13 protein-coding genes are annotated in these 12,531 nt (G+C 63.4%); 6 read left to right on the top strand and 7 right to left on the bottom strand.

What is annotated here, in order from left to right:
• The 4 genes from ACE3PH_RS01530 to ACE3PH_RS01515 are packed head-to-tail and all read right to left on the bottom strand — an operon-like array spanning position 1 to position 3,590.
• Positions 1-834, bottom strand: a complete 834-nt coding sequence (locus ACE3PH_RS01530; protein ID WP_374316221.1) for an ABC transporter ATP-binding protein — start codon at positions 832-834, stop codon at positions 1-3.
• Positions 835-860: 26 nt separating this feature from the next.
• The gene (locus ACE3PH_RS01525) at positions 861-1,664 is read right to left on the bottom strand and encodes an ABC transporter permease (protein WP_374316219.1); all 804 of its coding nucleotides are present in this window, start codon (positions 1,662-1,664) and stop codon (positions 861-863) included.
• A gap of 11 nt (positions 1,665-1,675) precedes the next feature.
• Positions 1,676-2,671 (bottom strand): ABC transporter substrate-binding protein, encoded by a 996-nt coding sequence (locus ACE3PH_RS01520; RefSeq protein ID WP_374315788.1) that lies wholly within the window; start codon positions 2,669-2,671, stop codon positions 1,676-1,678.
• Between the two features lie 31 nt (positions 2,672-2,702).
• Positions 2,703-3,590, bottom strand: a complete 888-nt coding sequence (locus ACE3PH_RS01515; protein ID WP_374315786.1) for a TorF family putative porin — start codon at positions 3,588-3,590, stop codon at positions 2,703-2,705.
• A 372-nt stretch (positions 3,591-3,962) separates the two neighbouring features.
• Between ACE3PH_RS01515 and ACE3PH_RS01510 the strand changes: the two genes are divergently transcribed.
• Positions 3,963-4,928: a LysR family transcriptional regulator gene (locus tag ACE3PH_RS01510; protein ID WP_374315784.1), complete on the top strand. Its 966-nt coding sequence runs from the start codon at positions 3,963-3,965 to the stop codon at positions 4,926-4,928.
• A gap of 21 nt (positions 4,929-4,949) precedes the next feature.
• On the opposite strand, the gene ACE3PH_RS01505 is transcribed toward ACE3PH_RS01510, so the two are convergent.
• A complete protein-coding gene (locus ACE3PH_RS01505; protein ID WP_374315782.1) occupies positions 4,950-5,912 on the bottom strand; it encodes a LysR substrate-binding domain-containing protein in 963 nt (320 codons plus the stop codon).
• Positions 5,913-6,095: 183 nt separating this feature from the next.
• Here ACE3PH_RS01505 and ACE3PH_RS01500 point away from each other — a divergent pair, with 183 nt between their 5' ends.
• From ACE3PH_RS01500 to ACE3PH_RS01485, 4 genes are all read left to right on the top strand, one after another.
• The gene (locus tag ACE3PH_RS01500) at positions 6,096-7,586 is read left to right on the top strand and encodes an aldehyde dehydrogenase (protein WP_374315780.1); all 1,491 of its coding nucleotides are present in this window, start codon (positions 6,096-6,098) and stop codon (positions 7,584-7,586) included.
• A 3-nt stretch (positions 7,587-7,589) separates the two neighbouring features.
• Positions 7,590-9,674, top strand: coding sequence for an FAD-dependent oxidoreductase (locus ACE3PH_RS01495; RefSeq protein WP_374315778.1), 2,085 nt, complete (start codon positions 7,590-7,592; stop codon positions 9,672-9,674).
• Positions 9,675-9,708: 34 nt separating this feature from the next.
• Entirely contained in the window at positions 9,709-10,086 is a 378-nt protein-coding gene (locus ACE3PH_RS01490) for a cupin domain-containing protein (protein ID WP_374315776.1), read from the top strand.
• Positions 10,087-10,184: 98 nt separating this feature from the next.
• Positions 10,185-10,637, top strand: coding sequence for a hypothetical protein (locus ACE3PH_RS01485; protein ID WP_374315773.1), 453 nt, complete (start codon positions 10,185-10,187; stop codon positions 10,635-10,637).
• Here ACE3PH_RS01485 and ACE3PH_RS01480 read toward each other — a convergent pair.
• The gene (locus ACE3PH_RS01480) at positions 10,634-11,026 is read right to left on the bottom strand and encodes a hypothetical protein (RefSeq protein WP_374315771.1); all 393 of its coding nucleotides are present in this window, start codon (positions 11,024-11,026) and stop codon (positions 10,634-10,636) included. The two genes, ACE3PH_RS01485 and ACE3PH_RS01480, sit on opposite strands and share 4 nt — an antisense overlap.
• Positions 11,027-11,161: 135 nt before the next feature.
• Between ACE3PH_RS01480 and ACE3PH_RS01475 the strand changes: the two genes are divergently transcribed.
• Positions 11,162-12,004: a dienelactone hydrolase family protein gene (locus ACE3PH_RS01475; protein ID WP_374315769.1), complete on the top strand. Its 843-nt coding sequence runs from the start codon at positions 11,162-11,164 to the stop codon at positions 12,002-12,004.
• 3 nt (positions 12,005-12,007) lie between these two features.
• Here ACE3PH_RS01475 and ACE3PH_RS01470 read toward each other — a convergent pair whose 3' ends face one another.
• The gene (locus ACE3PH_RS01470; RefSeq protein WP_374316217.1) at positions 12,008-12,529 is read right to left on the bottom strand and encodes an N-acetyltransferase family protein; all 522 of its coding nucleotides are present in this window, start codon (positions 12,527-12,529) and stop codon (positions 12,008-12,010) included.
• Positions 12,530-12,531 lie beyond the last annotated feature (2 nt).

Below are 12,531 nucleotides of genomic sequence, written 5' to 3'. Positions count from 1 at the left end.
TCAGGGGTCGATGCGATTGAGGTCGTCGTGCAGCAGGTCCACGATCTGCCGCTTCAAGGCGATGAATTCCGGGGCCAGTTCCACATCGTCGGGACGTGGACGCGACAGCGGCACATCGATGATCTGCCGCACCCGGCCAGGACGCGCACCCATCACATAGACGCGGTCGCCCAGCAAGATGGCTTCGTCGATGTCATGGGTCACGAAGACCACGGTCTTCTTGGAGTGCTCCCACACGCGCAGCAACAGGCGCTGCATCTGGTGACGGGTCTGGCTGTCCAGTGCCCCGAAGGGCTCGTCCATCAGCAAGATCTGGGGGTCGTTGGCCAGCGCCCGCGCAATGGCCACGCGCTGCATCATCCCACCAGACAACTGCTTGGGAAAGTTGTCGGCGAAGGGACGCAAGCGCACCTCTTCGAGGTAGTGCTCGACGATCTCGCGCCGCTGCGCTTCCGGCATGCCCTTGCGCTTGAGCGGAAACTCGATGTTCTGTCGCACAGTCAGCCAGGGAAACAGCGTGTAGCCCTGAAACACCATGCCACGGTCCGGGCCTGGCCCGGTCACCAGTTGCCCATTCGCATAGATCTCGCCACTGGTCGGTTCATTCAGCCCGGCAGTGAGGTACAGCAGGCTGGACTTGCCGCAACCCGAAGGCCCCACGATCACCGTGAACTGCTGGTCCGGCACCTCCAGCGAGACGTTTTCCAGCGCGGTGAAGGTGGTGCCGGCAGGCGTGGGGTAACGCAGGCTGACGTTGCGGATCTGCAGCCGCGCCTGGCTGCCTGCGCCCGAGGCAGAACCCGCCTCCTGCGCCCCCGACAGGGCAGAGGGCATCCGCCCTTGCGCTGTTGCATTCATCATCACTGTGCCCATGCACACACCTTCATTCTCAAGATTCGAAACACCTGGTCTGTCGCCAGCCCCAGCAGGCCGATCACCGCAATCGCCAGGAAGATCACATCCACCTGCAAGCCCCGCATGGCCTTGAGGCTGATGTAGCCCAAGCCACTGGAAGCCGCCACCAACTCAGCCACGACCAGATAGGTCCAGGCCCAGCCGATCGTCACGCGCAGCATGTCGAGCACGCCCGGCAAGGAGGCCGGACCCAGCACGTGCAGCAACACATCCTTGCGGGTACAACCCAGGGTGTAACTGGCATTGACCAGGTCCTTGCTGACGCCTCGGGACACGTCTGACACCATCACCATCTGCTGGAAGAACACGCCGAAGATGATCACCGCCACACGCTGCTCCAGGCCGATGCCGATCCACAGGATGAACAAGGGCACGAAGGAGGTCACCGGCAGGTAGCGGATGAAGTTGACCGGCGGGTCCATCAGGGCCTGCACGATGCGGAAGGTCCCCATCGTGAGCCCCAGCGGAATCGCAATGGCCGACGACACGGCAAACCCCACCAGCACCACCTCCACGCTGGCCACGATGTGCTCCAGCAGGGTGCCGTCTTCCATCAGTCGCACGCCCGCTCCGAGCACTTCCACGGGCGTAGGCAGGAACATCGCCGGCACCAGCCCGCCGTAAGACAGCAGACACCAGCAGCCCAGCATGACCAGCCAGCTCACCACTCCCGCGGTCACCACGACCTTGTTCGGGAGTGATGCCTTGGGGGTCAAGCAGCGTTCGAGCAGACTCTTTCCACGAGACATCACCAGCCCCCTCAATGTGCGGGCTTCAGAAAGCGCGTATCGACCAGGTCGTCATACGTCACCTTCAGCTGCTTGCCCTGGAGTTGGCTCCAGGTGTCGTTGGCCAGCGACACCACCTCCTTGATGGGGCCCGGCTTGCCAGGCTGACCCAGCAGGGCGATGCTGCCTTGCGTGTCGAAGAAGCGCACACCCTTCAAGGCCTCGCTCACATCCTCCGGCTTGGACAGATATCCGCCCACACCCTTGGCAATGATCTTGGCCGACTCGGCCGGATGGGCCTTCATGTAGGCCACCGCCTTGTTCACACCATCGACCAGTGCGCGCACATCGGCCGGCTGCTTGTCGATCACGTCACAACGCAGCGCCACCACGTCCACGATCACCCCCGGGGTCTGGCGGCTGTCCACCATCACCTGCCCCGCCTTCTTCTGCTTGACCATGGTCAGGTTGGGCTCCCACGTGACGGCGGCCGGTACGCGCCCGGCCATGAAGGCCGAGGCAGCATCATCGGCGGTCATGTTCTTGACGTCGATGTCCTTGATGCCCATGCCGGCCTTCTTCAGCAGATACGACAGCCAGAACATGGAGACCGAGCCCTCGTTGACGGCCACGGCCTTGCCCTTGAGGTCCTTCACGCTCTGAATGCCCTTGGCCACCACGATGCCGTCACCGCCCGCGCTTTCGTCCAGCGCCAGCACCGAACGGAAGCAGAACTGGCTGTTGCGGTACTTCAGGATCTCGTCGATGGTCGACGCTGTGCCCGACAGCTTGTTGGACGCCATGGCAGCCATGTACATCGACGACTCTTCAATGGTCGTCAACTGCACATCCAGACCCGCCTGCTTGAAGTAGCCCAGTTCACGCGCGACAAACAGCGGGCCATAGCCCACCCAGGTCGTGTGGCCGATCGAGATCGTGCCTGCAGAGGCCGAGGTGCTCATGCCTGCCACGCCACACAGGGCAACCGCCGCTGTGACAAGGGTTTTGCGAACAAATGACTTGATCATGGTGATTCACTCCAGTGAAGGGGATGCGGCCTCAAAAGCCGTAGCTGAGGGAGAAGGCCACTCGGTTGCTCTGCTTGACGTCAAAGCGGTTGCGGCCGCCCACGATGAACTGGCCGCTCCAGGTCAGGCCGGTGTCGGCAATGGGCTGGCTCAGGCCAAAGGTGAGGTGACGGAAGGCGCTGCTCACCGGGGTCTTGCCGGCATAGCAACCATTGACGATGAAGGCCTCACCGGCGCCGCAGCTGGCACCGCTCAGGGTGTCTTCCGTGCCGTTGTATTTGCCTTCCTTGTTGTAGGTATAGAAACCCAGCGTGGTCGTGAAGCTCAGCTGGTAGGGCAAGGCGCGTGTGTAGACGGCGGTCCAGTAGGTGTCGCCCTTGTTGCCCCACACCACGTCCTGCAGCAAGGTTTGTGCAGACAGGGTGACGGGGCCGTAGGTCACAGCCAGCTTGGTTTCAGGCGCATTCGAGGCGGTACCGTTGATGTAGTAGTAATAGGTCAGGCCCAGCGAATAGCCCCAGTCGCCAACCGTGCCGTTGTAGCCGCCGTAGAAGTCGTTCTCGATGGACTTGTCACGCTGGAAGTTGCTGATCGCGCGGTTCTTGTAAGAGTCACCCAACTGCTTGTAGGAGTAGTTGATGGTGGAACCCCAATAGCCTGCATAGAAGCCGCTGTCGTGCACATAGTCGGCCCCCCACTGCAGCGCAGGGTGGTCAGACTCAGGGGCATCGGCCAGGGCATTGCCCAGTGGCTCGGTGTTGCCATAGGTGCTGGTCTGGCCGCGCAGGTAATAGCGCGAGACCACATCCACATGGCCTGTCAGATCAGAGGCACTGGCTGTGCTGCCCCATGCAGCCGCCACGGAAAGGATCAGGGCTCCTGCGCCGCGCACGGTGTACAGCGGTCCTGCTTGCTTCATCGACATCTCCTGGTGAGGTTGGTTCGACGAGATGATTGCGTGCCGGACCCCTGTCAGGAAAATACGAAATATGTGCGACCACAAGAGAAAAAAACTGGCTTAGACAGTGGCGCCCCAAGGCGGTGCACACCCTGCCGCCGGGTGGTGCACCCCGGACTCACAGGCCGGCCCTGCTGGTCGCCACACCGATCGATACGCGTGCACTTGGGCCCTGTTGCACCATGCTTGGCGGTCTTCACAGGAAAAATATGGCGCCACCCTCGGAAAGTCCTTTCCCGAAGCAGGGCACACTTCACGAAGGATTGCTGATTCGCCTCAAGATCGTGCATGGAATTTGCTGCTTGAAGCCCCAGACCACAACAAGGACCGCACATGGCGAACTACACCCTGAGGCAGTTGAAGTATTTCGTGACCACCGTCAAGTGCGGCACGGTGGCTGAAGCCTCGCGCCAGCTCTACATTGCGCAGCCGTCCATTTCGGCCGCCATCAAGGGGCTGGAAGAGTCATTCAATGTGCAGCTGTTCATCCGTCAGCATGCACAGGGCATGTTCCTCACCCAGGCCGGCCAGCGCTTTTATGAAAAGGCACAAGAGCTGCTGCACTCGGCCCACGCCTTCGAGCAAAACGCCATGGCCGACAACGAGATGGTCAACGGCCAGATCGACATTGGCTGCTTCGAAACCGTGGCCCCGCTTTACCTGCCCATGCTGCTGGCCAGCTTCAAGGAGCGCTTCCCCGGTGTGCGCATCCGCATCCACGACGGCGAACAGCACGAACTGGTGCACGGCTTGACCAACGGACGTTTCGATCTCGCCATCCTGTTCCGCCATGACCTCGACAGCACGCTGGAAGTCGAGCCGCTCATGAAGCCGAGCCAGCCCTATGTGTTGCTGCCTGAAGGCCACCCCTTGTGCGAACAAGCCGTGATCTCGCTGCACGACCTGGTCAACGAGCCGATGATCCACCTCGACGTGCTACCCAGCCGCACCTATTTCATCAGCGTGTTCGAAGAGCATGGCCTGTCACCCAATGTGGTGTTCAGCTCGCCCTCGCTGGAGATGGTGCGCGGCATGGTGGGCCAGGGCTTTGGCTACTCGCTACTGGTCACGCGCCCCAAGGAAAACTTCACCTATGACGGGCGCAAGCTCGTGACCCGCCCACTCAAGGAGCCGGTCAGTGGATCCCAGCTCACGGCCTCGTGGCTCTCGCGCTCACCCCTGACCAAGCCAGCACGGCTCTTCGTGGAGCACTGCAAGCAGGTGCTGGGTGAAATGGACAGCGCCCATGCCCTGCCCCCGAAAGTGACCGACCTGAACCAGGTTCGCCAGGCCGCCTGATGGCGCCGAACGGGCCGGGCCTCAGGCCTCGGCCCGCATCGGGATGAAGGCCGACACGACCGGCCGGGTGGCGGCCACCTCACGCTCGGCCAGCACGGCCTTGCAGTGATCCAGGAACAACCTCGCCGGACGCGTCAGGTGGTTGCGCTGGTGCCATGCCATTACCAGCTCCGAGCCGCTCACTTCTTCAGCCAGCGGCCGGGTCACCAGCTTCTTGCCATCGTAGGTGCGATCGCCATACGGGCGGGTCACCAGCAGCGAAAAGCCAAAGCCCTGGCCCACCAAGCCGCGCACCATCTCGATGGATGGCGAACGGTAGGCCACGTGCGGCTCCAGCCCCCGCTCCTCGAACACCTTGCGGAAGTAATCGCGACTGGGCTGCACATCGAGCTGGATCATCGGCTCGTTGACCAGGTCGTACAAGGACACGACCAGATCATGGCTCAAAGGGTGACCCTCCGGCAGCAGCACATGGGGCTGCATGGGAGGCCCCAGCGACTCCACCTCGATCACATCGTCCAGATCATGGTTGAAGAGGATGGCCAGATCGAACCGACCCGCCCCCAGGCCCGTGAGCAACTCATGCTGCTCGCCATCGTGCACCCGCACGGTGACACCGGGGTACTGCTGCGCAAAGGTCGCCAGGATGCGCGGCAGATGCAGCGGCGCCGAGGTTTCGTAGCACCCCACGTCCACCTTGCCACTGATGACATCGTTATCGGCCAGCGCGTTCTGTTCGAACTCATAAGCCTGGCGCAGCAGGTCCTGCGCCTGCCGGAAGAAGCGGGCACCCGTGGGCGTGAGCGACATGCCATGTGCCTGGTGCCGGATGAACAACTGCACGTCGAAGCTGTCTTCCAGGCCCTTGATGGCGGCCGAGATGGAGGGCTGGGCAATCTGCAACTGACGTGAGGCTTCGGCCACACTGCCGCACTCGACCGTGGTCACGAAATAGCGAAGTTGACGAAGCGTGTAGGCCGCCATGGCGCCCCCATTGATGATCCGAACAATGGAGTGGCAGTGTGAAGCAAAGCCCGCTTTCCGAGGCCGTGCTCGACCCAGATCAAAGCCAGCATTTTTCTATTGCACAGGCAGTTTCTTTGTTCTTGGCGGGGCATGCTGCTTCGGGCAAGATCGGACTCAACGGTAGCGTTAGGAGAGCTCCCTTTGGAAGCACATATCGACTGGCATGCCCGCGCACAGCGGCAGCACTACATCACCGAAGCCTTTGTGGATGGGCGTTTCACGCGCGCCATCTCAGGCAGCACGTATGACTCGATCGACCCGGCCACAGGCCGCCTGCTGGGGCAGGTTGCCGCATGCGACGCGCAGGATGTCGATGTGGCCGTGAAGGCCGCCCGGCGCAGCTTCGAGTCTGGCGTGTGGGCACGCACCGCCCCGGCGACCCGCAAGCAGGCCTTGCTCAAGCTCTCGCAGCTGATGCTGGACCATGCCGAAGAGCTGGCCTTGCTCGAATCGATGGATGTCGGCAAACCCGTTCAGGACGCCCTGAACATCGACATCCCCGGCGCGGCCCATGTGTTCCGCTGGTATGCCGAAAGCGTCGACAAGCTCTATGGTCAGGTGGCCCCACAGGCACCTGGCGTGCTGGCCACCATCACCCGTGAAGCACTGGGCGTGGTCGCGGCCGTCGTGCCCTGGAACTTCCCGCTCGACCTGGCTTCCTGGAAGATCGCGCCAGCGCTGGCTGCGGGCAACTCCGTCATCCTCAAGCCCGCAGAGCAATCACCTGCCACGGCCTTGCGCGTGGCCGAACTGGCCCTGGAGGCCGGCATCCCGCCCGGCGTATTCAATGTACTCACCGGTCTGGGTGAAGTCACTGGTCGGGCCCTGGGTCTGCACCCCGATGTCGACTGCCTGGTCTTCACCGGTTCGACCGAAGTAGGCAAGTACTTCATGAGCTACTCGGCCCAGTCCAACCTCAAGCAGGTCTGGCTGGAGTGCGGCGGCAAGAGCTCGAACCTCGTGTTTGCCGATTGCGGCGACCTGGACCTCGCGGTGCAGAAAGCCGCCTTTGGCATCTTCTTCAACCAGGGTGAAGTGTGTTCGGCCAACTCCCGCCTGCTGGTGGAGCGCACCATCTACGACGACTTCGTCGAACGCCTGGTGGCGCAGAGCCGCCAATGGCAGCCCGGCGACCCCTTGCTAAACAGCACCCGCATGGGCGCCCTGGTCGATGACCGCCAGACTGCCCGGGTGATGCGCCACATCGAACAGGCCCAGGCCCAGGGGGCACAGCTCATCACCGGCGGGCAACAGCTGAGCATCAACGGCAGCAGCAACTTCATCACCCCCACGGTGTTCGGTCAGGTCGGCACCCAGCAGGCCCTGTGGCAGGAAGAAGTCTTCGGCCCCGTCCTGGCGGTGATGCCTTTTGACACCGAAGCCGAGGCCATTAGCCTGGCCAACGATTCCATCTACGGTCTGGCCGCTTCGCTGTGGACCGACGATCTGCACCGCGCCCACCGCGTGGCCGGCCTGCTGCGTGCCGGCACCATTTCCGTCAACACCGTGGACGCCCTCGACGTGACCGTGCCATTTGGTGGCGGTCGCCAGTCCGGCTTCGGCCGTGATCTGTCCCTGCACTCCTTCGACAAGTACACGGAACTCAAAACCACCTGGATGCAGTTCCGCTGAATCATGAGAGACCCTCGCTACGACATCCTGTTTGAACCGGTCCGCATCGGCCCGGTCACTGCCAAAAACCGCTTCTATCAGGTGCCCCAGTGCAATGGCATGGGCTACCGCGACCCCACCGCCCACGCCACCATGCGTGGCATCAAGGCCGAAGGTGGCTGGGGTGTGGTCTGCACCGAGCAGGCAGAAATCCACCACACCTCAGAGATCACACCTTTCATCGAGCAGCGCATCTGGGACGACCAGGACGTGCCGGCCCTGCAGCGCACGGTCGAAGCCATCCATGCGCACGGCGCGCTGGCAGGCATCGAGCTGGCCTACAACGGCATGAACGGCTCCAACCTCTATACCCGCGAGGTGCCGCTTGGCCCCGGTCACCTGCCCGTGGCCACCTTCACAAACGACCCGTATCAGGCCCGCGCCATGGACAAGCGCGACATTGCCAACCTGCGCCGCTGGCACAAGGCTGCGGCCTTGCGGGCCAAGCGCGCTGGGTATGACATCGTCTATGTCTATGCGGCCCACGGCCTGGGCACACTGCACCACTTCCTGTCACGCCGATTCAACCAGCGCACCGACGAGTACGGCGGCTCGCTGGAAAACCGCACCCGACTCATCCGCGAACTGATTGAAGACACGCGCGACGTGGTCGGTGACCAATGTGGCGTGGTCTTCCGCATGAGCCTGGACGAACTGATGGGGCCGGTCGGCCTGCACCGCGACGAGGCCCATGACCTCATCGGCCTCATTGGCGACCTGCCCGACCTGTGGGACGTGACCCTGGCCGGCTGGGAAAACGACTCCACCACCTCGCGCTTCGAACAGGAGGGCTATCAGGAGCCCTTCGTGGTCGGCATCAAGAAGCTGACCTCCAAGCCCGTGGTGGGCGTAGGCCGCTTCACCTCGCCCGACCTGATGGTGCGGCTGGTGCGCCAGGGTGTGCTCGACATGATCGGTGCCGCCCGCCCGTCCATCGCCGACCCCTTCCTGCCGCGCAAGGTGGAAGAAGGCCGTATCGAAGACATCCGTGAATGCATCGGCTGCAACATCTGTGTGTCGGGCGACTTCACCATGTCCCCCATCCGCTGCACCCAGAACCCGACCATGGGTGAAGAGTGGCGTCGCGGCTGGCACCCTGAAAAGATCGCCCCGAAGCAATCGGATGACAAGGTGCTGGTGATTGGCGGCGGTCCGGCCGGCCTGGAAGCCGCATCGGCCCTGGGCCAGCGCGGCTATGAGGTCATGCTGGCCGAAGGCAGCAAAGAGCTGGGTGGCCGCGTCAGCAAGGAGTCTCGCCTGCCCGGGCTGTCGGCCTGGAACCGGGTGCGCGACTACCGCGTCTTGCGCCTCAAGCAGATGGCCAATGTGCAGATCTGCTTGGACAGCCCCTTGACGGCCGACGACATCCTCTCCTTCGGCTTTGAGCACGTGGCGGTGGCCACCGGTGCCCAGTGGCGGCGCGACGGGGTGGCTCGCTTCAATACCCTGCCCGTTCCCGTGGCCGAGCAGGCCGAGGTGCTCACCCCCGACGACCTGATGAACGGTCTGCGCCCCAAGGGCCGCGACGTGGTGCTCTACGACGACGACCACTACTACATGGGTGGCGTGCTCGCCGAACTGCTCGCCAAGGAGGGCTACCAGGTGACGCTGGTCACCCCTGCAGCCGATGTGTCGAACTGGACCCATGCGACGCTGGAGCAGGCCCGCATCCAGAAGCGGCTGATCGAGCTGGGCGTGACCATTCGACCGCACCATGGGCTCGCAGGCATCACCGCAGAGGGCGTCGAGCTGACTTGTGTCTTCACTGGCCGCGTGGTGACCCTGGCCGCCGCTGCCACGGTACTGGTCACGGCCAAACTCCCCGACGAAGCCCTGTACCTGGACCTGCTGGCCCGCAAGGCCGACTGGGCCGAAGCGGGCATCAAGAGCGTCACGCTCATCGGCGATGCCAACGCGCCGGCGCCCATTGCCGCTGCCGTGTATGCCGGCCACAAATATGCCCGCGGCCTGGATGGCCCGGAAGACACCGGCGACGTGGTGCCCTTCCTGCGCGAAGTGGCCCAACTGGCCCCCTGGTCAGCAGCCTGATCACACACCCGCATCATCAGAAAGACAAGACGACATGATTCCCTTCAAGCTTGACATGGACCGCGTGCAACTCGACGACTGGGGCACGCCGGAAGACATCGGCGCCCACACCGTGGAGGGCACCCCGCTGGTCTCCGGCAAGATCCTGTTCGGCACGCTCAGTTCGCCCGTTTCCGGCGGCCTCTATGCCGCCACCCACGGCCGCTACCGCGTCACCTACCCGTTTGACGAGCACGCTACCCTGCTCGATGGCCAGCTCGCCCTCACCGACGAAGGCACTGGCCAGACAGTGATCTACGGCCCCGGCGATTCATGGATCATCGCCACCGGCACCACGGTGATCTGGGACATCCGCTCGGACAGCATTCGCAAGAGCTATCTGGCCGTCACCCCGACCAGCGCCCCCGCCTGAAGAGACTGTCAGACTGAGCAGGTAGGACATCAGCCGGGCGGCTGGTCTGCAGCGACCAATCACGCTACCGTGGAAGCCTCTTGTGCGAGGAGCGAACCGTGGCCACTGATGACGTGCTGACCGCCAACCGGGTCCTGCTGACCCACTTCGACAGCTACAGCGCCGCTTTGCTGTTTGCAAAGTGGGAGGGAGGCTCCCTGCTCTACCCTGGTCCGCTGCCCGAAACGGCCACCCTTGCCACGGCGCCGGCCGCAGCGGCAGCCCAGCACGCGCCTGAAGCTGTCAAGGCAGCCTTGGTGGAAGGGCTGGGCCTCAACCCCGACGAAGTGACCCTGGATCAGGACTTCAACCACTGGGCGGACACCGAGTCAGGCCCGGTCCGCATCCACCTGCTGCGCTTTACCTGCTTCGAGGCGCCCAAGAGCGCATTGGCCCCGCACGGCGCGGTCTTCAAGCCCATCAGCGAATTGCGCGGCTGCAACCGCCAGGAACTCGCCCTGGCACGTGAGGTGTTCAACCTCATCATTGGGGCAGGCGGCGGGCGCGCCTAACATGTCAACCATTCGACGAATCGTGGCTCGCCCACCGGCTTGAGCGCCACGCCCACTGCGCGGGCATGGCAAGCCGCCCCGTTGGCAAAGGTCAGCACCAGCTCGACGGGGTCCAGCACCTCCCAAGGCACGGGCAACCGGTCGCAATGCAGGCCATTGACGCGCAGTACGCCGCTTGACAAACGCCCCAGGCAAGCAGCCTCTTGCTGCACGCCCCACGCGCCCATGCAGATCAGTTCGACTGATTGCAGATAGGCTGCACCACCGCCCGCTTCGGCTGGGCGATGCACCTGGGCCGCAGAGAACCGGATCACCAGATCGGCACCGTGCAGCCCGATGTCTGCCACTTCGGAATCCTGAAAATCAAAGTTGCCCAGCGTGTTCCACATGGCGCGCACCACATTCCGGTTGAAGCTATTTCTCAGGGGGGCAAGTGTGCCTGATGCAGGCCCTGCAAGGTTTATCAAAGCCATGTAGAGTGCCTGCGCAGACGCGTGCCACACCCCAACGAAAGGACGTTCTCCATGTGCGATCAGGACCATTTCGAAGACGATGTGAAGAAGTACTCCCGCCGCGACATCGGTGCCTTGACCGCCGCGGGCCTGATGGCCATCTTGCCTCGGGTAGCGCAAGCCAAGGGCATCAGCGAGCATGAAGTGACCATCCCGACACCGGATGGCGTCTGCGACGCCTACTTCGTTGCCCCCAGCCACGGTGCCTGCGCGGCCGTTCTGGTCTGGCCCGACATCTTCGGGCTGCGACCCGCCTTTCGACAGATGGGCCGACGTCTGGCCGAGTCTGGCTATGCGGGCCTGGTGGTCAACCCCTTCTACCGTCAGCTGAAAGCCCCGACAGCCCCCAGTGGGGCTGCGACACCGCTGCCTGACGTGCTGCCACAGATGCAGGCTCTGACCCCCGCCACCAACACCACCGATGCCAAAGCCTTCATCGCATGGCTGGACAAGCGGCCCGAGGTCGACAAGCGCAAACAGATCGGCACGATGGGCTACTGCATGGGCGGCGCCATGGCCATCCGGACCGCAGCGGCCAATGTGGGCCGCGTGGGTGCGGTGGCCTCCTTCCATGGTGGCGGTCTGGTGACAAGCACCCCGGACAGTCCTCACCTGCTGATCCCGCAACTCAAGGCACAGTTCCTCATCGCCATTGCCGAGAACGACGATCAACGCGACCCTCAAGCCAAGGTGACCTTGCGCCAGGCCTTTGACAATGCGAAGCTGCCTGCCGAGATCGAGGTCTACCCCGCAGGGCACGGCTGGTGCCCACCCGACACCCGCGTATACGACCAAGCCCAGGCAGAGCGCGCCTGGGCTCGCATGCTGGCCCTGTTCAGCAAGGCGCTGACATGAGGCTTACCGTTCGTTGGGGGCAGCTGGCGTGGGCAGAACCAGTTGGTAGAAGCTCAAGTCCAGCCAGCGACCAAACTTGAACCCCGCCTGGCTGATGGTGCCGGCGTGGACGAAACCCATGGCCTCGTGCAATGCAATGCTGCCGGCATTGGTCGACTCGATGCCTGCGATCAACAGGTGGTAGTTCTGCGTCTGTGCAGCCGCAATGAGCGCTTGCATCAAGGTGCGGCCAATGCCCTGGCCACGATGGTCCTTGTGCACATAGACCGAATGCTCCACCGAATACTTGTAAGCCGGCCAGGCGCGAAACGTGCCATAGCTGGCAAAGCCCAGCAGTTGCCCATCGGCACCCTCGACCCCGATGACCGGGAAGTGGCCTTTCTCCTTGGCCTGGAACCACGCCACCATCGACTCGGGTGAGCGCGCTTCGTAGTCGAACAACGCCGCCGAGTTCACGATGGCTTCGTTGAACACGTCCAGGATCTGGGAGGCGTGTTGATCGTACGTACAGCGTATGAGGTTCATGG

The organism is Aquabacterium sp. (assembly GCF_041909175.1).
Lineage (GTDB): Bacteria > Pseudomonadota > Gammaproteobacteria > Burkholderiales > Burkholderiaceae_C > Aquabacterium.
Note: the sequence above shows the minus strand (reverse complement) of the source record. Positions and strands in the feature narration are given on the sequence as shown.